The 21,380-nt window shown below is 57.3% G+C and carries 12 protein-coding genes; 8 read left to right on the top strand and 4 right to left on the bottom strand.

Features of this window, described 5'->3' with window-relative positions; translation table 11 throughout:
* Positions 1 to 184: 184 nt before the first annotated feature.
* The 4 genes from VB780_RS24610 to VB780_RS24625 all read right to left on the bottom strand — a co-directional run bounded on the left by VB780_RS24610 (position 185) and on the right by VB780_RS24625 (position 10,567).
* Positions 185 to 2,560, bottom strand: a complete 2,376-nt coding sequence (locus VB780_RS24610) for a hypothetical protein (protein WP_323353830.1) — start codon at positions 2,558 to 2,560, stop codon at positions 185 to 187.
* Positions 2,561 to 2,562: 2 nt separating this feature from the next.
* Positions 2,563 to 4,851: a hypothetical protein gene (locus VB780_RS24615; RefSeq protein ID WP_323353831.1), complete on the bottom strand. Its 2,289-nt coding sequence runs from the start codon at positions 4,849 to 4,851 to the stop codon at positions 2,563 to 2,565.
* 10 nt (positions 4,852 to 4,861) lie between these two features.
* Positions 4,862 to 7,603 (bottom strand): hypothetical protein, encoded by a 2,742-nt coding sequence (locus VB780_RS24620; protein WP_323353832.1) that lies wholly within the window; start codon positions 7,601 to 7,603, stop codon positions 4,862 to 4,864.
* A 147-nt stretch (positions 7,604 to 7,750) separates the two neighbouring features.
* Positions 7,751 to 10,567 carry a peptidase inhibitor family I36 protein gene (locus VB780_RS24625; RefSeq protein ID WP_323353833.1) on the bottom strand — a complete coding sequence of 939 codons (2,817 nt, stop codon included), beginning with the start codon at positions 10,565 to 10,567 and terminating at the stop codon, positions 7,751 to 7,753.
* A gap of 738 nt (positions 10,568 to 11,305) precedes the next feature.
* On the opposite strand from VB780_RS24625, the gene VB780_RS24630 reads away from it, so the two are divergent.
* From VB780_RS24630 to VB780_RS24660, 8 genes are all read left to right on the top strand, one after another.
* Positions 11,306 to 13,900 carry a hypothetical protein gene (locus tag VB780_RS24630; protein ID WP_323353834.1) on the top strand — a complete coding sequence of 865 codons (2,595 nt, stop codon included), beginning with the start codon at positions 11,306 to 11,308 and terminating at the stop codon, positions 13,898 to 13,900.
* The gene (locus VB780_RS24635; protein WP_323353835.1) at positions 13,900 to 15,516 is read left to right on the top strand and encodes a hypothetical protein; all 1,617 of its coding nucleotides are present in this window, start codon (positions 13,900 to 13,902) and stop codon (positions 15,514 to 15,516) included. Before VB780_RS24630 ends, VB780_RS24635 begins: the two co-directional genes overlap by 1 nt.
* A gap of 2 nt (positions 15,517 to 15,518) precedes the next feature.
* Positions 15,519 to 17,411: a hypothetical protein gene (locus tag VB780_RS24640; RefSeq protein ID WP_323353836.1), complete on the top strand. Its 1,893-nt coding sequence runs from the start codon at positions 15,519 to 15,521 to the stop codon at positions 17,409 to 17,411.
* Between the two features lie 61 nt (positions 17,412 to 17,472).
* Positions 17,473 to 19,116, top strand: a complete 1,644-nt coding sequence (locus tag VB780_RS24645; RefSeq protein ID WP_323353837.1) for a hypothetical protein — start codon at positions 17,473 to 17,475, stop codon at positions 19,114 to 19,116.
* A 12-nt stretch (positions 19,117 to 19,128) separates the two neighbouring features.
* Positions 19,129 to 19,743: a hypothetical protein gene (locus VB780_RS24650; RefSeq protein WP_323353838.1), complete on the top strand. Its 615-nt coding sequence runs from the start codon at positions 19,129 to 19,131 to the stop codon at positions 19,741 to 19,743.
* 247 nt (positions 19,744 to 19,990) lie between these two features.
* Positions 19,991 to 20,209: a WD40 repeat domain-containing protein gene (locus VB780_RS31490; protein ID WP_416349259.1), complete on the top strand. Its 219-nt coding sequence runs from the start codon at positions 19,991 to 19,993 to the stop codon at positions 20,207 to 20,209.
* Between the two features lie 69 nt (positions 20,210 to 20,278).
* Positions 20,279 to 20,524: a hypothetical protein gene (locus tag VB780_RS24655; protein WP_323353839.1), complete on the top strand. Its 246-nt coding sequence runs from the start codon at positions 20,279 to 20,281 to the stop codon at positions 20,522 to 20,524.
* Positions 20,525 to 20,600: 76 nt separating this feature from the next.
* Positions 20,601 to 21,368: a CHAT domain-containing protein gene (locus VB780_RS24660; RefSeq protein ID WP_323353840.1), complete on the top strand. Its 768-nt coding sequence runs from the start codon at positions 20,601 to 20,603 to the stop codon at positions 21,366 to 21,368.
* The last annotated feature ends 12 nt before the right edge of the window (positions 21,369 to 21,380 follow it).

Here is a 21,380-nt window from a genome sequence, read left to right on the forward strand (position 1 = left end):
TCTTTTGCCGTATAAAAATAGGCTGTTAGTTCACGGTTTTGAAATGGCTATCTGGATGCAATCCCGCAGGGGCACAGCTTGCTGTGCCCCTACAGCATTCGTGTTTTGAACTAGTGATGTCGGCCTCGGATTCGGGATAACCCGTTGGGAAGAGGCTGGTTGCGCCAAGTTGCGGTTAACGATCCTAGGTCAGGGGAGCCATTGCTGGAATCAGCAGTTCTGTTGCCGGGCTGGTCTGCACTGGGGAGGCTGTCGCCGCACCGCTTAGGGCATAGCGAATGACTCGGTAGCGGGAGATCGCTCTACCATCAACCACGGGCACCAGCAACTGCCCCGGCTCGCGGCTAGATTCGGTAAAGGCAATACTGTCGATCGCCTCGTCGTTTTCATCCAGCTGTTCGACCTGAACGGCGATTAGACCGTGGTCGGCCAGGCGCAGACCCGCCAGCAGGCGAACGGCTATCTGGCGAAACTCGCCAGCGCGATCGCGGATCACCACCACCGGCTCTGCCGTCGTCACGGGCGGGCCAAAATAGGTGCTGCCATCGCCGCGAATCACCACAGTGTCCACGGTGACCGGGGGCGGCGACGGGCTTAGGGTGGGCAGCGTGACCGACTTGGTGCGCCGTTCCCCGGTTTGAAACCGCAGATCGACCGTCTGCGATCGCCCCTCCTCCTCCAGCGTCAGCGTCACCAGCGCCTCAATAAAGTCGTCGGGCAGCAGGGGAAACAGCCGCACCGTGCGCTGCCCCTGCCAGGGGTGGGGCACCATGAAGGCATTGCCCGCGATCGGTAGCCAGTCGCCTTGAACGCGGCCACCATCGGCCAGGTACCAGGTGGGTCGGGCTTCGATTAGGGGGCGCGGAGTTGCATTAATATCCCCGCTGCCTCTGGGGGATGGATCGGCGATCGCAATCGGTGGGTTCGACCGCAAGACATTGAGCCGCTGCCGAAACAGAGCGGTCGGTTGCGCCGCCGTCAGCGTCAGGGTATCGGCAGGTTCGCCATCTACGCGCAGGTCGATCTGCACCTGCGGCGTCTCCTCAAACTTGAGGCTGCCCGGCGACAGTTCCACCTCCAGGCGAGGCACCTCACTGAGGGGATGCACCGCCAGCTCTAAAGACTGCGAAGTCTTCCACTCGCCCTGAAACACGGGCAGCCCTGGCCAGGGGCCATCGTCTTTAAACTGCACCTCCGTTCGCACCCGATACCGTTTGGGCAAGCCATTGGTCCAGGCGGCAAAGACCTGGGGCTGACTGTCTTCCGGCTCAAACACAAAGGGGCGCTCGACCACACTATCCACTTCGTCGGGGAAGGCGATCTGCACCACCAGCCGCTCCACCCCCAGGGCTTCAAAATCTCCCAGGGATCGCACCTTAACCTGCAACTTCTGCCAGAAATCGTCGCTGTCGTCCACCTCACGAATCTGCGGTTTAGCCCCCAGTTCCGCCAGCAGGCCCTGGGGGGCGGCGGTGCGCGGTTCGGCCCGGGCCTCAGTCCAGTCCAGGGTTAGGGTCTTAAGCTCTTCCTGGCGAATGTCGCGAAAGGTGAATTGCAGCTTCAGGGCAAAGGTCGATTGGGCATTGGTGGCCCCCCCGCTAGCGGCGTCTCCCTGGGCCAAATTCCCCAGCCGTCCCAAGGCCTCAGGGGAAAGGCCGAGCTGCTCCGTTAGCTGAGTAGCCAGGGCCGTGTCGGCCAGAGCCTCGTCTAGGGTTGCCGCCCCCAGGGCCAGGGCGGCTTCTACGGCGCGATCGAGCAGGCTCTTTTGGGCCGGGGGCCGCAGACTGGGCTGAAAAAACTCCTCCAGAATTTTTTCCTGGAACCAGCGCACCGCCTGATCGACCCGTTGCTGCAAGTCGGCGTCATCGGTGAAGTGCAGCACCTCAACTTGAATCGCGCCTGACTCCAGCAGTTTTTGGGTAGCCGACTCAACCCCAGCCCGCACCCCAATGCCCTGGTAGGCCACCCCAAACTCAAACCCCCAGGCCAGCTCATCGTAGATGCGTTGGTAGTCGGCCCGAATGCGCACATCCAGGGCGGGTTGCAGCCCGGCATAGCTGAGTTCGTAGCGCACCCCCAGGGGATTTGGCCCGTCCTCTTCCAGTAGAGCCTCCACCAGTTTGGCCCCCGCTTCGGTTAGCAGCACCGAAAACATCGCCCGGTTGTTGGCGACCAGATCGGGGGTGACCTCGCCATAAAGGGTTTCGACAAAGCCATCCCCCTCCTGCAGGGCGGCGGCAAACACTGCCTTGCCGCTCCGGCTCCGCCAGGGCACCGGCACCAGCAGCGGTTCCGACACGCCCTGCTGGGCCAGAAACTCTCGGGCCGACTCTAGCTCCTCCGCTGTCGCCGCTAGCTCCGTCACCAGGGAAAGCAGACCCGCCCCATCGGTGGTCGCCCCGTCGCTGGCGTGAAACTTCACCAGGGAGATCTCTGGCTGGCCATTCACCTGGGCAATGCGGGGCCGGGTGGGGCTGTAGTAAATTCGCTGAGGGTCGGCGTGGTCACCAAACAGAGCGAGATCGGCGACCACCCCCAAAGACCGTTCAAGGGCAAGCATGGCTAATTCTCCGGCGGAGTACCAGGGATGATCAGAAAGCTGGAGCTGCTGCTGCTGGGGCCAATCGTGGTGTTAAAGCCCGTGCGGCGCTTCCAGGTGGTGGTGAACTGGTAGGAGCGCTGGCTGGCATCCTGGAGCTGTACCTGCCATTCGGCGCGGCTGTTGGCCCCCAGGGTAAAGGTGTCGGCCTTGCGCAGATCGTTGTCGGCGTCGGTGTAGACCAGCTGCACCTCCACGGCTTCGACGGTTCTGTCCAGTTCGCCGGTCACCACTTCCACCGTCAGCCGACGTACGTAGACCTCGCCCACCGGCAGGGTGGGGGCATCGGTGCCCAGCCAGCCCGTCTGCATAAAGTCGCCGTCGGTCTTGACCAGGGTCATGCGGTAGCGGTAGCGCCGCTGGGTGGGGTCGGCCAGGTGCACCGTCCACGATTGGGGCTGGTTGATGTTGTCGGTGCTAAAGGACAAAAAGCCCGTCTCATGGATGCCCGCCACCGGATCGACGTATTCCAGATCCACCAGCAGATTGGAGATCTGCTTGCGATCGCCCGCCACAATCGCCCGCACCGTCAGGTCTTCGGCGTGGGGGTCTTCGACCACCCACTGGTTCTGGGGCATCGGCATCCAGTCGGTGGTCACCCGCTCGCCAGTAGCGCCAATGTAGACAAAGCGCACTTCGCGCACACCGGGCACCCCCTTGTCGACCCGGAAGCGAGTGCTCATGGTGCGGGAGTTATCCTTAAGTACGGCATCGTGATAGTGCACAAAGGTGCCATCCAGGGTGCGGTAGCGCAGAATGGCCTGCACCGCTGGCCAGCGCGTAAACGAGAAGTTGGGGACAGCCCCCACCTCCAGTTCCACGCTGTCGTACAGCTGCCGGGGGGTAATGGGCAGGGTGGTGCCGGTGTGGGTCAACCACTCGGCCCCAGAGTTGACCTTAGGGCGGGGGCCAGGCACCCCGTCGTCCTGAAAGACCACCTCGTACTTGTAGCGGAAGCTGTTGCCGCTGGTGCGATCCATCCAGTCGCGATGGGTGTCGCTGGGTTTGGCCTCACTCAAAAAGGTGCTCCAGGAGCGCGTGGTGCCCTCATCAGCATCGTCGTACTCAATGTCGACGGTAATGCCGGCGATGCCGTCGGCCTCCCAGGCGGCGGTGGTGTTGACCTCGAAAGGCTGCACCTTCCAGAGATCGTCAGACCCATCGACAATGGTGATCAGCTGCTCTCGGGTTACGCCCCCCTGGCTCAGCAGGTTGTACATGTGGGCCTGGGGATAGATGGTGCGCTCAGCCGCCCGGCGAGCGGTCCAGTCGAGGTTGAGGGTGCGCAGTTCCTCCACGGTGATCTCTTTGCGCCGGTAAGTGTAGCCTACCCCCAGGGTGAGGCCATTTTTGGCGATGTGGGTGAGGGTATCGACGATTTCTTCGCTGGTTTCTTGGCCAGCGGCGGTCTCGCGCTTAAAGGTGGCTTCAAAAAACTGATCAAAGATCAGCTGCCGCACCGATTTTTCCACCTCCTCGCGGGCCGAGTCCATCGCTTCAGCCCCGATGCCTTCAATCGTCACCTCAAACGCGATCGCCCGTTCATCCTTAAGCTTGTCGATGGATTTTTGAATCTCCTTCTCGTAAAAGAGCAGATCCGTTTTTTCCTGCTCGCTGAAGTGGTCGTAGACCCTTTGCCAATCGACGTTGGCCCGCACGTTAAAGGCCGGTTGCAGCCCCGCAAAGGTGAGGGAGTAGACCACCCCGATGGGGGTCACCCCCTCCAGCGCCCCCGAGAGGGCGGCGGCTCCCTTCTTGGTCAGCGAGGCCTGAAAAATGGCCCGGTTGTCGCCGTAGAGGCTGGGGGAGCCGCTGCCCATAATTTGAGTGACAAAGTCGGTGGGCCGAATCTCTTCCCCAGCGCCGTCGTCGCCCTCCGGCGTCACGGCGTCGAGCAGCATCAGCTTCACCGTGCCCTGGCGAAAGAAAATGGGCGTCAGCCGGGGCTTTTGCAGCAGGTTGCCCTCCACCCGCAGCTGGCTGGCCGCTTCGTCAATTAGGGCCGGGTCCCAGGAGAGATCGACGTCGAGGCTGAGAAAAGCGACGGCTTCTTCATCGTCGGCACCGAGGCTGTCGAGGTCTTCGCGGTAGACCAGCAGCCGAATGGCCGGGGTGCCATCCTCCATTTTGGCGATGTGCGGGTTGTTGGGCAGATAGTGGTAGTGGGCGGGGTCAGAAAAGTCTGGGAACAGGTACAGGGTCTGGTTTTCCCCGACAGTGATCTGGCGCGCCCCATTTCCTAAATACAGCATGGTGGCCTCCTTATGATTGCTGGGCGGGTGGCTTGGGCAGCAGCACCACGGGTTTGTCGAGGGTCACTGGGGTAGACGACTGCTGGCTGCCGTCTTCGTAGTACCAGGTGACGATCATGTCGTAGGTCTTGATCGCGCTGTCGGGCACCACCTCGAACCAGGATTGGGCGGTCTTGTCGGTGAAGATCAGCGTTTCCGACTCGTGGATGCCGCGCTGCGGGTCGCTGTACTTGAGGGTGACTTCCACCGCTGGGGTGAGGGTAAAGTTTTGGAACATGGGCTTAAACTCTGCCCCGACCTTAGGCACCTCGTAGCGATGAATAATTAGGGTTTCCTCTTCGGTCACCTGCCAGGCGCGGGCAACTGGGTCGCCCTCTAGGGGGTAGTAGGTGACGCGGTAGCGGTAGCTGCGGGGGCCGGCTTCGCGAATCGGCAGCGACCATTTGTGCACATCGCTGAGCTTTTGGAATGTAAAGCTGTCGGTCTCGCTGGTGCCTTCGGGGTCGTCGTAGTCGAGGTCAACTTTGACCAGGGGTACCCCGGCAAAGTCGTGGGTGGGGCAGCTCAGGGTGACATCGAGGCGCGGTGGCCCCTTGATTTGAATGGGGACGGCCTGGTCACTCTCTCGCACAAACCAGTCGGTTTCCTGGGTGTCGCCATTTTCAAAGGTGGCCAGCACTTTGTACTGAAACTTGCGGAAGTCGGGCTTGCGCAGCAGCACGTTCCACTGTTTGAACTCGTCGGGCTTGGTAAAGCGGAACTGCTGGTCTTGGCTGTAGTCGCCGTCGTCGTAGATAAACGAGGCGATCGCCTGAATTACGCCGCCCCACTTACCGGCGGGGAGAATATTCAGGTTGAGCACATCAATATCGTCGGGGGGCGCAATCAGAATGTTTTGGGTGGGGCCGTCGGTCTTCTGCCAGGGAGTTTCAACCACCGTGCCGTTGGTCAGCAGATACTCAACGCGGTACTCAATCGGTTTCTCAAAGGGCGCGAACAGGTTGCGGTTCCAGTTGCCCGAGCCGCGATCGGCGGTGAGCAGCACCGACTGCCCGGCCAGGGGCACATCGTTAGCGCTGTCTTCGTAGCGCAGATGTACCAGCACGGCGTTGAAAATATCCTTGAAGTCGAGACCGGCCCCGGTGACTTCGACGTTGAGCTTGCCGGGGGTTTCTACCGACACGTTGAGGTTGCGGGTGGTTTCTTTCTGCCAGCGCGACCAGTCGCCAGCTTCGCGGCCCTCAAAGCCAACCCGCCAGCGGTATTCGTACTCACGCTTGCCCTCCACCAGTGACGGATCCCACTCCTGGGGTTCAGTTTCGGTGGGGGTGAAGGTAAAGGTCTTGGTCTTGAGGTCGCCCCCCTGGTCGTACTTGACTTCGAGTTCAACAAAGGCAATCTCGTCCTCTTGCCACTGGGCAAAGGCGCGGGCTTTGAGGTCGAGGGTCTTGAAGAAGCGATCCTCGAGATCGACCACGCGCACAAATTTGTCCATGTCGGTGCGATCGCGGAAGAAGGTCGCCAGCGTGCCCTGGGGAGCAATCTTGTACTCCACGGTGGGGTGGAAGTCTAGGGTCATGGTGAAGTCGGTCATATCCACTTCGGTGACCCGCTTCAGGCGATAGACCTCCTGGCTACTTTCGGCGACGTCTTCAGTAGCCCATTCTTCCAGGGGCGCTTGCTCTTTGTCGGCCAGCCGTTCTGCCAGGGTTTGCTGAATGAAACTCATGGCCTGCTGCATCATCATCTGCTGAATTTCATCGTCGGTGACGCCGCCCATGTCGATTTTGACGGTGATCAGACCGGCCTCGATCGCCGTACTGACCATGCTTTCGGAGGTGAAGTAATCGTCCGAGCAGTTATGGTGTTCGTGGAATAGTTCCTGAACGGCGTGGTACACCTCTTGGGTGTTGTAGTGGATATACAGCGTGGCCGGAGGCAGTTTGGCCAGCATCACCAGTTGGTAGACGATCTGAATGGGGGATAGGTCAGTGGCACCTACGCCACTCTCACCCACCAGGGTTTTTTCCATAAAGGTGGCCCCATCGGTGGTGAGATCAAGGCTAAAGGAGGCGACAAAGTTGCCCAGCATAGAGGCCGGACGCTCGCCAATTTTGCCATTCACCAGACCTGGTGCCTCGGGGGCATTCATGGTGACTTTGCCCTCTTTCCACAGCGGTTCGGCAAAAATCACTGGGGGGGCTTCAGTCGGTAGCGGGGTCTCTGGCGCGTTGGACGAAGGAATGGTTAAGCTGCTGGTAAAGCCTGTTTGAGAGGAGGCCCGAGGAGTACCTTCATGGCCCGTCTGCTTCCAGTGCTCACCAATGACATCGTTGCGAATGGCGTTGGCCGTCAGCGTGCGCTCTCTATTCGGCAGGTTTTTGAGGCGGTTGTACTCACCGGAGATGTACTTTTCGAGGTCTTCTTTAATGGTTTTGAGGTGGCGGTTTTTAACCCTGAGTTCAGAGTCAAACACCATATAGCCGCCCCCTCGGGGCAATTCGGGGTTTTCTTCGCGCGACTCATCGGAAAGCAAGTATTTGATCAGCATGAAAACAGGATCGCCGCTTTCGTCGTCTTCAAATTCTTCTTCCCCTGGATTGCCGCTGGTGCTGCCATTTTTATTGATTAAACGAACGCTGGGAAAGCCGGGAATAACGTAGAATTTCCAGAACATGGCGTCGTCTTGAAAGACGGTGGCGGTGCTGCCATCGCCAAATTGGAAGTGCTTAAAGGCAGGTAGCTTCAGCATGAACTTACTCCAAATATATGAGTTGATGAACAGTTTTGCTGCCCTTAAAGGGGCAGCATCGGCTGGCGATCGCAGCTACGGTTAGATGCGATCGCTCCAATGAGAAAACTTGAGGGAAAACTTGAGCGGTTTAGGCCAATTTTTGACCTAGGTGCTGGGGCGATAGGGCATTACTGATATCACCGGCACCTCGGTATCCACCGACGGCCCATTCACGCGGCTGCCGTCGGCCAGGTTGTAGATCACGTCGTAGTGGTACTGGCGCTGGCTGCTGGGGCCAATATCCACCGACCATGTATCCCCGGTTTGGGTTTTGTGCAGCACGACCATGTGCTGCTCTTCCCGCTGACCATCGCTCCAGCGCAGCATGACATCGACAAAGGGGGTGGCCTCAAAATCGACGGCAAAGCCCCGAATCATGACATCCAGCTTGCCCGCTTTCGGCTGGCGGGGCGGTTGCAGCACCAGTTCCGTGAGATTGGTCACCACGGGTGCGGCTGGCATGGGGTCGCCATTGTCGGGATACCAGATCACCTCATAGGTGTATTGGGTGTCGCCGCTGGGCAGGCGGGGCGCTTCCCACCCCTTAACGCCCGCATCGGTAAAGGTGAGGGTGCTGGTTTCACCGCCGTAGGTGAACTTCACCACCGCCGCAGCCATGCCCTCAAAGCTGCTGACGTTGACCCCCACCTTAAGCACCGGCAACCCCTTCACCTGGATCGAAATGGGCTGGTCGCCAGTCTTCGTTTGCCAGGCAATATCTTCGGAGCGACCATCTTTATAAATCACCAGATACTTGTAGCGGAAGCTGCGGCGGTTGGGGTCTTGGAGCAGCACCTGCCACTCGGCGCTATCGGTCAGCTTGCTCAGGCGATACACCTTGTCGTAGATGCGGCCCTGCCCAGCGTCGTACTCTAGCGAAACCACCACCTGCGAGACAGCGTTCCAGTCGCCAGCGGGCACCAGGTTGATGTTGAGAATATCGACCTGGGGCGGCGGCACCACAAACAGGGTTTCGGTGACGGCCACGGCCTGGGGTTTGGCCTCGAAGACTTTTTCGTCGGCCATGTGGTAGGTCAGCTTGACCTCAACCGCGCCCTGCACCTGGGTTTTAAAGCGCTCTTCCCATTTACGGCTGGGGGTCTGGGGGGTGAGCTGAAAGGTTTTGGTAACGGGTTGAATGCCCGTAGTCGCATCGCCGTAGGCCAGCCGCACCACCACGCTTTTCACCAGGTCCCAGTTGAGGCTGGCGGCGCTAGCCTCCAGCTCCAGACGCCCCGGATCGCGCGCGCTGATGTTCAAAGCGCGATTGGTGGTCGATTCCCAGAGGGTGAAATCGGTGATGCTGCCATCGTCGTAGATTAGCTGATAGCGGAAGCGATACTGCCGCTTGTCGGCGATCAGGGGCGGATTAAAGCGTTCTGGGCGATTGTCCTCAGCGGTAAACGTCCAGGATCCTTCGTACAGCTTGGCATCCCCGGTCTCATCTTTAGCGCTGTATTCGGCCTGCACCACAACGGCCTGAATGGGCTCGTGGGCGAAATCGACAAAGGTGCGCACCGTCACCCCCAGGGATTTGAAATCGTCCAGGGTGAGATGCACCACGTGGCGCTGCATGGCCTCTTTAGTGGCATCGGCAAAAAAGGTTTGCAGGGTCGCCTGGGCCACTACCGGCCACTCCACCACCTGCGATCGCTCCAGGGCCACTTCCAAATGCATGGTGGCGTGGTTGACGGTTTTTTGCACCTTGTAGCGACTCGTTGGAGGTCGCCAGACCTTCACCGAGGCGGTGCCGTCATTCCAGCCGCCCCCCAGGCTCGAAACCGAGCCGCTAAACTGCTGGCTCGCCCCCTGAAACTGAGTGCTGCGGTAGAGGGTAATGCGGTGACCGGCCCGCACCCGCACCGACGACACCTGGCCGTTGAGATGCCCCAGGCTGCTGAGGTCGCCCCTCACCTCCAGGGATGCGCCAGTATAGTTGGAGTGTTGGTAGAGAATGGCGGCCCAGCCGGGGTCGAGACCGTCGCTGCCAGGGAACTCGTCCTCAAATTCTAGGGGGCGATCGCTGCCCTCGGCGGGCACCAAAAACCGCTCCTGCACCATAGTGTCGAATAGCTCAAAGGCGTAATCTTGCAGCTCTTGCAGCACCTCATCGGGCACGCTGAAATCGCCTTTGTCGATGTGCACCGTGACCATGCCGGTCTCTTTGAGGGTCGAGGTGTTGGTGCTGGTCTCTCGGTAAGACTCCACCTCGCTGGGGGTGCAGGGGTTGTCCTGGTTGTTGGCCGACAGTTCCATCAGGGTCTCGTGGATGCGGCTGGAGTCGCCGACAATGTTGATTTTGACCGCTGGCATGCGGGCCAGCATATTGAGGCAGTACAGCACCGAAACCGGCGTCAGGTCGATCTTGCCGCTGCCGTCGGGGTTGACCATCAGCTGTTTCATAAAGCTGGCCCCAGCGGCGGTCAGGTCAATGTTAAACACGGCGGTAGACCCGCTCACCAGGGAGGCCGGGGCCTCGGCGATGCGATCGGTGGTCAGCAGCTCCGACTGGGTGGTGAGCATTTTGACCGTGCCGCCCGAATAGAGCGGATCGGCCAGAATTACCGAGGGCGGCGTGGGGGATTTATAGTCAGCCAGGGAGGCATATTGAGGGTCACTGCAACGACGGGCGTACTCTTCATTGACCCACTGTTGCAGTTCTGCTCGGGCGGCGGCGGTGGTGGCCTCATCGACGGCAAACTGCACGTCCAGGTTCATAAACCCGCCGCCCACCGAGGCATTTTGACTGCCGCTGTCGTCTTGTTCAGTAGTTTGAAAGGTGGTGAGCAAAAAGACGGGGTTGCCGTCGCGATCGCGACTGATGGTGGGCAGCGATGGAATTAAACAAAACTGGTACCAAACGGTATCGTCTTGATAGACCGTGACATCGTCTATTTTTCGAAATGATGGGATTTTTAGCATCTTTACCTACTCTTTAGTAGCTCAAAACACGACTGCCTCAGGGCATGCAAATACAAAGTCAAGAATTTCGTTGGGTATCTTTCTCTGGCCCAGGGAGATCAGCTCTCTAGGCCAGCTGCACTTGCTCTAAAGCAATGCGCATTGATGACAAAATTAATTTTCCCCAGCCAAAAATAAGGCTCGAGCTAAAAACCAGAGATTGACTTAGATTGGGAAACACAAACACGAAGAGTCAAATTGAGCAATCCCTAAGCTTGATTACAGACTCTAGAGAAAGAAAAAATGGAGAGCAAGGGGTCTAAATTGAATTTATTCAGGATCAGATCTGAGATTATGCCTTTGGGTTAACTAATAAGTCTGATCCTGAAAAATGGCGGCCCTGACAAACTGAAAAAACTTTATGAATACTTCGCAGTATAGGAGTTGGCTCCGCAGCCCTAACAGTACCCGCGCGGGTACTGTTTGCAGAAGTCTGTGCAAGTCATCATGCTAAGTAAGCCTTTATCCCAAAGACTATCGCGCGTCATCACTTGGCTATTACCTGGCTTTTTGCCGTTGAGGCTTTCCACGGTTGCAAGGCTAAAACCTAACAATAAATAGTCCCAGACTAAGGACTAGCCAGAGAAAAATCTGGGATGACAATTATCACAACAGTGCTGCCATGGGTTGGCCTCAATTCATGGCCCAGGTGAATTTTTTAGTCTTTTTCTGGTCATCAGAATTTTGAGGAAAACCCCCATGCAGAATGCCATGTTTGTTGTCGATCGCAATCTTCAAGCGATCAAGCTGAATCAGGTCTTAGATGCCAGCCACCGCCTGAAAGACTACCAGGTAGTAACCCCTAAACCCCCCACCGGCCTCGATCGCCCCATCGTCGAGGGGCAAGACAATATCGGCGCTCTTCAGCCCAACCAGCTCTACAGCTCCGCCGCAGATGCATCGCTGAAATTTTATCTGCCCCACTATCAAATCTCGACCATGCCGACGGGGCAGCCAGCGGTAGAACTGCGCTACGGCGAAAAAGGCAGTGGCGAAAAAGGTCGGCTCACCATCACCACCACCTGGACAGCCCCGGTGACCACGGCCAACATTCGGCTCAAGATCATGGAGCACACCGCTGATTTGACGCTGCGGTACAGAATTCCGATCAAAGATCAGGCTTCAACCGGCACCAATGGCGGAGAGCAGGCGATCGCCCTCCAACCCCTGGAGCGGCTCGATGGCAATGTGGCCCGCTCCATCACGATCTTCACCGACAAGGCGCAGTTTGACACGGTGTATCAGGCCATGAAGCAGCCTGAGTACGCCCCCGCCCTGGAAATCAATATCAAAGCTCCGGTGGGCTTGCGCACCTGGCGACAGGTGTTTGTGGGCCAGGTGACCGAATATGAACAGGCCGATGTCTTAAAGCGCAAGCAGGCCCTGGTGACTAAGGTGCTCGATACCCGACGGCTAACCGTGCGCCCCCCCTCTAAAGCTCAGTCCTCGGCCCAGGTTAAACTGGCCATTCCCCGACCGGAAGAGACCATGCGCATCGAGGCTACCCGCCAGGTGCTGTCAGAGGTCATCCCCCATCCAGCCATTACCTTCAACCCCGGCTTGGCCCAACAAAACCTACGGGTGAAATCGCTGAATACCGCTGCGGTCTCCGCCAACACGAGAATGATGCCCCTCATGGCCACCGCTGCTGCCCCGGCGATGACCTCCTTTGCTAAAGCGGCCCCCCCCCAGGTGACAGCCAGCCCAGCGGTGATGCGGGCCATGGCCACCCCCCTGCCCAGCGCGGTAACTGCCCAGGCGGTTGTGGCCAAGCCGGTGGCGATCGCAAACCCGGCAATGATGGCAGCGGCGGTTCAGGGGTCGGCAGGGGCGATCGCCATGAAACCCCAGATCACCGCCGACACTATGGCGCGGGTCAATACCCCCCAGCTCTCCCAGGCGGTTCTGGCCAGCGACCTGATGATCCACAACCAGTCCATGGTGCCCACGGTCATGCCGCTCGATCGCTTTTGCCAGCCCGCCATTGTAGATATAGAACTCAGCAACCAGCAAATTTTGCCCTTTAGCTTTGATCCCCTCCAGCATCCCGCCGTTTACGTAACCGAGGGTTTTGTCAGCAGCGGCCCCCACCTACTGCTGCCCCTACTGCTGCGGGAGACCGACGGCACCACCCACCTGGTCTACCAAGACAATCTGATGCGGGAGGTGGTTTACATTGCCCCCTCAGAGTTTCGCCTCCAGCGGGATACCCAGCCCCCCTTTCTACCCGCCATTCAATTTCTGCCGAGTGACTTCAGCACCACTACCAACGACCAGGAGGCCGACGTGCTATTTCGCATGGCGGTGGTCTATCGCCTCGAACCCTGGATCGACCCCGACGTGATGGAACTGGCCCAGAGAGCGATTCCGGGCGCTCGCCTCACCCCCATTGTGCCGCGCGATGCCCAGCTCTCTTTAACCCTGCCCTACTTAGAAGATGGGCAGCAGCGGCAGAACGTCGAAATCAACCCCAGCACCGCCATCACCGACAACTTCGAGCTCGACTACAACGCCTTCACCAACCTGTGGCAGCAAACCCTCACCCAGCCAACGGGCGGCATTGGTGGCCGGGTAGACTACACCCTATTCGACGGCACCCTCACCCAAAGCCCCGTGCGCCTGTCGTTCTTTGAAGAAAGCCCAAGGTGCTTTGAGATCAGCTATGCCGGGCCAGTGCCAGGCCAGGAGGGCGGCCACCGGTTCATGGTGCGCAACCGGCTAGAAAGCCCAGTCAGAATTACGCAGATTCTAGAGCAGCCGTCGGCCAGTGCGGCTGGCATTAGCGCCGTCAATCCCGCCGCGCTAATTAGCCAGGTCTTAAAATCCCAGGAAGTCATCGCCCTCGATTACCAGGTGCCCGCCGGGGCGGCTGGGGCAATTCCGGCGGAGCCCACCCTCTTTGGCGAGGTTCAACCCGATTTCAAAGCCCTGCTCAAGCTGCTGCTGGTCAAACCGGGCTACGACGCCCTCAGCTTTCCCCTCACGGTTCAGGCCCTGGAAGGGACATTTCAGGCCAACAAAACCATTGACGGCGAAGCCCTCAGCGGTCTGCTGGTCGAGTTTGATGACGGCACGCGGGTCACCCTCACCCCCGGAGACGAAACCGCAGAGGTAACCCTGGTGGGCCGCCTGATCGATCAAATCTTGGGTACCAATGACGATCAGCAGCGCTACTTTTACCGCGTGACTAACCTCACCAGCAGTGGCGAAGGAGCCCGCACCGGCTGGCTAGAACGGCGTGGGGTCGAGGGTGTACTCAAGGTGCCTGCCGTTGTTGCTCAGCTGGATTTCTGATGCTAGTCCTCAATCTCACCAAGGCGGGCTATCCCGATGATGGGGATAACGCCATCCACTATCGTCTGCCGATCGGTCTCGCCCCCCTGCCTGGGGACGATGGGGTGCCCCAGGCGATCCTGATTCGCAGCGCAGAGGGGGGGCTGATGCACCTGCGGCTGGGTGCCACCTGGCCAGAGTTATCCTCCCAAGACCGCCAGATTCCCTTCAGCAGGGGGCGCTTTCGACTGCGGCTGCACACCCCGACCACCGACGAATGCGGCCACTGGCAGCCCCTGGCGCTCGATCGCAATGCCACGGTCGATTGCAACCTTGCCTTTAGCCCCCTGGAAATGGCCATTGCTCGACAGCTCAACAACCGGGGCGAAAACCTAGTGGATGTCGAGGTGGAGCTGACCTTTCAGGGGATGACGCCTGCCTATCCCTGGCGGGTCAGTGCAGAGGCTGCCGTCCTTCAGGCCCAGTTCACCGCCCTCCTGGGCCACAACCCCGTTCCTTGGGAGGCGGTGCAAACGGCTTTCCTAGAACTCTCCCCAGACCTGTTCACCTGGTATCCCCTGGCACCCGGAGCCCTCCCCCCCCCCAGTGATGACGCCCTGCGGCTGATCGCCCAGCAGCTCGGCCCCCGGCTGTTTGCCGCCGCCCCCGACGGCTGGAGTCTACTGGCAGATGGCCCTGACCTGGTCAGCCTCAGCTTGCAAGTGCCCACCCTGCAACACCAAACCCTTGGCCTGCGCTGGTCTTGGTCAGACTTTTTGGCCGCCCAGCCCGACCCCGATCGCCATTTAGTAGATATTCAAGTTCCCGCCCCCTTTGAAGCGGCGGATCTTTATATAGTTAACGATTTGGCCCTGGCCCCTGGGGGCCTCACCAGCCTGACGGTAGACATTTTTACCGGCGGGCCATCCGGGCTAATCAGTCATGAATTTCGCCTCGGCGAACCCAGCTCAGCTCGGCTGCGCTTCATTCGAGAGACCTTTGAAGAGCTCAACCTGCGCTGGCAGGTGCGCGCCGCCGTGATAACCGCCCAGGGGCCAACCCTGGTAGAAACTGACCTGCGCCCAGGCACTCAATTGATTGAGCTAACGGCGGCCAATGTCGGCCTTAGACCGCTTCGGTTTAGGGCTGAGCCAGAGGTCTTCAGCCAGGTCAAATCCTTAGAGGTGCAGATTGGGCAGCGGCGGTTAACCCTCACTCCCGCCGCTCCCGAAGCCTGGGCGGTGGGCCGCACATTGCCCCCTACAGTTGTCGTCAGTGCCCTACTACCCTCAGGAGAAGCTGTTTCTCTAGGCAATCTGGCGATCGGCCCCCAGGGCTTGACCCTCGGCACGGGGGAATTAGGGGTAGGGGAGGTGGTGGTAGTCACCCTGCGCGCCCCCGCCAACCTTTTAGAACGGGCGGCCTATCTAGCGGTGCAAATTGACTCTGGCCCCTGGCGCACCCTAGAGGCCGGGGCGGAGTTGACCTGGGCAGTGCGCCGCCAAAACCGCTTTCAGCCGCCTCAAATTGCCTACCGCACGCGCCATGTGCCTCGCTCTGCTGATGGGCGCACCGCCGTGTTAACTGCACCCCAGGCCCATCAGGGCCAGGGAGAACTTGTGGAGGTCGACCTTTAGCCATGCTGACCCTACCGCTTGAGACCCCTAGCCCCCTAGTCCTCGCCCGAGATGACAGTGATCGCGATTGCATCTATGCCGTTGCCGCTCGCCCCCGCCTGGCTCGCCACGGCGATGGCCGGCCTCGCCTCAGCCTGACCCGCTGGCATGCCCCTGGGGCCAGTATGGCCGACAGTCCAATCACCGGAGCCCGGCTGAGTCTGGAGATTGACCTCAGCCCTGAGACTGAAGCCCTCGCTGCTGCTGGGGTTGATCCGGCGAAGGTGCAACCCTTTCCCTGGGTGACTGCCCAGCTTCAGCTCGATGCGCCGGGGATGGCACCGGCGATCGCAGAGGTCTTTACCGCTGGCCATGGCCCCACCGGCCTCTCCCTCGATTTGCCCCCAACCACCGCCGAGTTACTCGCCTCCCTACTTGAAGGAACGACCACCTCCCCCTTGCAGCTCACCTGGCGGGGCACCGTAATGGTGCGGCTACCCGCTGCCAAGGTGGTCGCGATCGCCGATAGAGCTGAGATTCAGCACCGCTTGCAGTCTGTTCAGGGCGAAGAACAAACTTTGGTCAAACGGGCCGTAACCGCCGCCAGCGCCCGCATCACCATCGAGGGGGTGGCCGATGCAGCGGTGGAAGCCGCCCTGCGGGAATGGGCGATCGCTCAGCTGGCTGAACGCTTTGACCAGGGCCAGGATCTGTTAGTTCAGGCCACCACCTCTGACCTAGTGCCCTGGCCCATCCACCTGGCTGGCACCCTGGACGACGCGGTTGATAAAGTTCAGCACTGGGATGTCGTGCACGATATCCAGCTTGATGGCGACGATCTGGGTAACCGCCCGCCTCTATCTATCCAGGTACTAGGCAACTTTGAAGGGGCGTTAGAACGAGTCGATGTGCAACTTCAGCCCGCTGATGGCGACCCGGTGGAACTCGCGATTAGCGATGGGCAAGAAAAATTCCTGCCGCCACCGGCCGCCACCTTTCGGTGGCGCTATCGAGCCAAAGCCAAAATTCAACCGGTCGGCGATTGGTCTGACTGGCGATCGGGCCAGTCAGGCCATGGGCTTGTCATCTCAGTTACCCTGCCCTCGCACCTAGACCTGGAGGTCTTAGCGGCGGGCCTCGACCTAACGCAGCGCTGGCAGTCAGTGCGAGTTGAGCTAGAGCATACCCTTCCAGGCTTAGCCCCGGTTTCCCATGTGGTCAAGCTCGACCAGCAAAATCCCAGCGACCTTTGGCATCGGCCCCTTAACGGCATTCGCGGCACCGTGACCGCTACCCTGACCTATCTGTCCTACCAGGGGCTATCCGTTGAACAGACCGTAGAGATTGCCGGTGACCAGCTCGTCGTCAGTGAGCCCTTGGCAATTCCCCAACGCCAAGTCACCCTCGTACCCCAGGGCAGCGGCTGGGATGACGTTAGTGCGGTGATGGTAGATTTGCGCCACTGCGATGGGGATGTCTGCTTTGAAGAAACGCTAGAGCTAACCCAGCCCGATACCCTAGCCCAGTGGAAGGCCCCCGCCCGCGATGCCGCCCCAACCGCTGTGGCCTGGCGCTACCACGCCAGCTTTGCCGATGGTCGTTTTGAACAAAGCCCGTGGCACACCACCGATGACAGGGTGATTGTCATCTCGATAGCAGGATTGCCCCGGCGCGACGTGCAGATTTTGCCTATCTACTTCGACGCAACGACAACCCGTCAAATTGACCTCACCCTGGCCCAAGGAGAGCAGGTGAGAACCGCCGTAATTACCAGCACTGCGCCCCAAACGCTCTCAATCTCCCCCGGCCCCTATCGATGGAGCGCTCGTAGGGTTTTGAGCGATGGCACTGAGGTCAACACAGAAGAAAAACCTTCAGATGTCGATCTGATCATGTTTCCGCCTCACCCTAGCTGAGACCCAAAAATCCTGCGGTGATTTACCCAATCAAACAACTATCTTCACAGAGTAAAAACCCATGTTAAATACCAGAAACCGCTCAGAAATTGATGGCTTACAGATATATCAAGACCAGCAGAGCGACACAATCATTCATGTTCTACCCAGCGCTGGTCGCTTCGGGACAGATCGTCATGGCAAACCCCTGATTAAACTCTTGAAATACCGCCTCCCTATGTGGAGTAACCCTACTGCCACCACGGCCAGAGGAGGGGGGCTCTGTCTTTTCGCTATAGAGTTGTTTGTTCCCGCTGAGAAACTATCTACAGTCACCCGTAGACTCAACAATCAAGCCCTTCAGCCTGATATAGCCGAAGAAAATCCTTCGGTTGTTCAACCATTACCTCTGACCATCAACGCCGGAAAAGCCACTTTGCGTACACCATGGCTGAGCTCTCCTGTTGAAAGCGTCACAGTTCAAGACAACATAGCGTTCTTTGTGGTAGAACTCACGCCTATACAAGTTGGCCAATTAGAAAGCGACTGGTTTGAAGCATCAACGCTATCCGTAACGGCAACAAGTCTGACAACATTAGGTCAAACGTCAAGTCTCTTGGCATCCGTCACCTTTGATGCCAAGCAGTATTTCGCCGAAAGTCCGCTCATTACCTATTCTGAAACTCAATCTGGCTGGTCTAACTTGGCAGAGCCTTCCCTTGAAATGAGAGTCAAGGATTTGGAGGTTAGCCAAATTACCATTGAATCTGATCAGATGTCAGGTGAGGAGATCTCGATCCTCATAGAGGCTCTTCATCAACAGGCTAGTCAGTTCCTCTTGGCTTCGGTTAGGGATCGAATTCGTATCGTCGAGGACGTTCAACGCTGGGCCAATAAATCTATTTTTATGGCATTTGAGCGTCCTTTTGAGGAGAGTGAGCGAGAGAGAATGGTCGCCACCATTGAATCAAGCCTGCGCTCAACACTGGAGAGAATGCTCAGCTTTAGACAGTCTGTGTCACCAGGAGAGCATGAAAATGATTTAGTTGAGTTCGATGTTTCCCTTGAGGAGCTATCTTTATTCAGCATTGCTTCTACTTCGGCAGAGGACCTAGTTTCTGCAATTTATCTTGACGCTTGTCTAAAGAAAACTGTGCTAACAGCCATGGTTTTAGAAGAGTTTGACGCCTTGGATATTGAAAAGATAACTATCGAGATTGATTGCCAAGGCAAAATCTATCAGCATTCGTTCTTTAGCAACAGAGAGGAGTGGGAGATTCAAGACTGGCCAGACTGGGGAAGTCTGGGTTATCGCAGCAAATTAGAGGTTTTATTTAGGCCTGAATCGTCCTGGCAGGGTCAGTCAAACCATATTTTATTTCCTTGGGAAGAATGGACTGAAAGGTTCTTCTTAGTTTCACTCAACTCTCTTTTTATGTTCTTTGAAGTTACAATCCTTAGCTATCTATTAAAGCACTCTGACATTGAGAAAGCTGAAGTTACCTTGACCTATCAAGACGAGGCTCAAGACGTAGCAATTAGCAATACCTTTACTGTAAAACCAAGTGGTGAAGCTCAAATCTGGAGGCTTAGGCTACTTAATCCAAGTCATAGAACCTATCAGTATCAAGTAAACTATTTTTCGTCTGAAGGCAGCCCCCACGAAATCAAAGGGACTGAACACCTTGGTGGTTTTTTGATGGTTCCAAATCCTTTCTCAAAATGAAGGAGTCAGACTATGACTGATTTTTTCGAAGAATTTGTCTACCAAGATATCCACTGCTTTCGTTATGCTGCCGCGCCTACCCGGTTCTACTATGTGCCCGGCGCACCCGTTCCCCAGCGAGATGCCCAGAGCAGAACTGCGATTTCCCTGATGAAGGTTGGCGAAAAAGGCTTTTTGCAGCTAACCAGTCAGTGGTGTCTGAGTCCCCTGCAGCTTGATGAACTGCGGGCCGCTCTGGCCGAGCAGTGCAGCGATGTAGACCCAGCAACCCTTCAGGTGGCGTTTGCTCCCGTAACCGTTGAGGAGGTGTCCTTGGTGCTCACCCCCAAAGCGGAGAAGCCTCAGGTTTTAGGCACTAGCGGCTCCTCGGGCTATCCGCCCTACGCCGCTGTTTTCAGCGTCAACTTGACTGAGGCACAGCAGGACAGTGTTGCAGAAGCCCTGTCCGGCGAGCGCGATCGCCTCATGGTTCGCTATTGGGTGGCTTTGCAAAAGCAGGTGACGTCTGAAGGCTCATTCAGCCTTGATTCGCCGCGATTTTTCCAAACAACTAAAGCTGCCCACCGGCTCACTCAGCCCGTCTCTCTGAAGCTAGAGCGCACCGCCGACGTGGCGGATTGGACTTAGAACTTTGAATACTAACTATTAAGGCATAAAACAATGAACTGTCACGATTTAATCTCCGAGTATTTTGATTGGATCAGGCAAAAGCTAAGGGTTTCTAAAGGTTACCATGCGGTAGGTGTCAACATGGCCAGCATAAAAATTAGGCAAAACAACTCGCGCACTTACCCCTGGGGTCACGGATCCTACACCGAAGGCAAGATGAAGACAATCACTGCCTGCATTCTAGCCATCACCCGCTAGAAAACTAGTGCCGTGGATTCTTGCGGGTATCAGTAGGCATAGCCAGATTGTGTGGTCGGTGGCGTTTGGCAGTGATGGGCAGGTGCTGGCGAGTTGTAGTGAAGATGGCACGATTAGAATCTGGAATACTGAAACGGGAGATTGTTTAAGGGTATTAAGAAGTAATCGCCCCTATGAAGGCATGAATATTATGGGGGCTACGGGACTGACTGCTGCCCCAGGTTGAGGTTCTGCGGGCGTTGGGTGCAGTGAAAGTTGAAGTTTAGATTATCCACACGTTAAGGGTGCAGTAACTATGATGGAAGAAAATAAGGAATTAGAAAACTCTGAGGTTGTCAGGGAATTAGTCGTTCCTAGTGCTCAGCAAAGTGGAGAAGAGGATGGCGATCGCTCCCCAACTAAAACTGAGCGAGACATACTCTCTGATCCTGAACCTGAGGCAGGTCAGCAGCCTGATGCAATTCGAGATTTGGTAAAACCTAGTGCGGACGAAGGGGCAACATCTGATGATGATCGCTCCCCTGGCAGAACTGAGAAATAACTTATTTTAAGTGAAACCTGACGTTAAAAAATATCGAGTCTCTTTGCTTTTTAGCTTGTACACCTAGGATGCACCAATGAAACGGATTTTGATATTGTCAGCAAATCCGCATGACACAGCCCGACTTCGCTTAGATCAGGAAGTTCGAGATATTGACGATGGGCTGAGGCAATCGTCTCAACGTGATCAATTTGAGCTGATAAATCAAGGGGCAGTGCGATTACGAGACTTTCGCCGACATATGGCGAGAATTAAGCCTCAAATTGTTCACTTTAGTGGTCATGGTGGCGGCGATCATGGAATTGTTCTAGAAAATAACGATGGCAAAGCACAATTCTTGCAAACTGAGCAAATAGCAGAGATGTTCAGGCTATTTGTAAGCAAGGGGTTAGAATGCGTGGTCTTAAATGCCTGCTATTCAGAGGTACAAGCCAAGGCCATTAATCAATTCGTACCTTACGTTATTGGGATGAATCAGGCGATTGGCGATAAGGCTGCAATTGAGTTTGCGATTGCCTTTTACGAAACGCTTGGAGAAGGAGACACGGTTGAGTTTTCTTTTGACCTTGCTAAATCACAGTTAATTGGACTTAAGGAAAGCCAGAAACTGGTTCTACTCACCAACTCGGCAGTAAAAGATCAATTGCAGCAAGAGCCTGCTGCTGCATCTGAAACAGCAGAAAAGGAAAGTTCAGATAGTGGTATCAGCAGTATCAATTTAAGCGATTCATCAGGCACGATTTTGAACCCTGGGGGAAAGAGTTCTATTACTCAGCAGTTTGGGAATACAACAAATATCAATACAGGCGGTGGCGACTATGCCGGAGGAAACATATCAAAATAGCAAAGCTTTAAT

The organism is Leptolyngbya sp. CCNP1308, from assembly GCF_034932455.1.
Lineage (GTDB): Bacteria > Cyanobacteriota > Cyanobacteriia > Phormidesmidales > Phormidesmidaceae > Nodosilinea.

What these genes read in the sequence shown, in the direction of transcription:
- VB780_RS24660 (WP_323353840.1), top strand. Translation starts at nt 20,601, where the DNA reads ATGAAACGGATTTTGATATTGTCAGCAAATCCGCATGACACAGCCCGA.
- VB780_RS24650 (WP_323353838.1), top strand. Translation starts at nt 19,129, where the DNA reads ATGACTGATTTTTTCGAAGAATTTGTCTACCAAGATATCCACTGCTTT.
- VB780_RS24620 (WP_323353832.1), bottom strand. Translation starts at nt 7,603, where the DNA reads ATGCTGAAGCTACCTGCCTTTAAGCACTTCCAATTTGGCGATGGCAGC.
- VB780_RS24635 (WP_323353835.1), top strand. Translation starts at nt 13,900, where the DNA reads ATGCTAGTCCTCAATCTCACCAAGGCGGGCTATCCCGATGATGGGGAT.
- VB780_RS24610 (WP_323353830.1), bottom strand. Translation starts at nt 2,560, where the DNA reads ATGCTTGCCCTTGAACGGTCTTTGGGGGTGGTCGCCGATCTCGCTCTG.
- VB780_RS24625 (WP_323353833.1), bottom strand. Translation starts at nt 10,567, where the DNA reads ATGCTAAAAATCCCATCATTTCGAAAAATAGACGATGTCACGGTCTAT.
- VB780_RS24615 (WP_323353831.1), bottom strand. Translation starts at nt 4,851, where the DNA reads ATGCTGTATTTAGGAAATGGGGCGCGCCAGATCACTGTCGGGGAAAAC.
- VB780_RS24640 (WP_323353836.1), top strand. Translation starts at nt 15,519, where the DNA reads ATGCTGACCCTACCGCTTGAGACCCCTAGCCCCCTAGTCCTCGCCCGA.
- VB780_RS24645 (WP_323353837.1), top strand. Translation starts at nt 17,473, where the DNA reads ATGTTAAATACCAGAAACCGCTCAGAAATTGATGGCTTACAGATATAT.
- VB780_RS24655 (WP_323353839.1), top strand. Translation starts at nt 20,279, where the DNA reads ATGATGGAAGAAAATAAGGAATTAGAAAACTCTGAGGTTGTCAGGGAA.
- VB780_RS24630 (WP_323353834.1), top strand. Translation starts at nt 11,306, where the DNA reads ATGCAGAATGCCATGTTTGTTGTCGATCGCAATCTTCAAGCGATCAAG.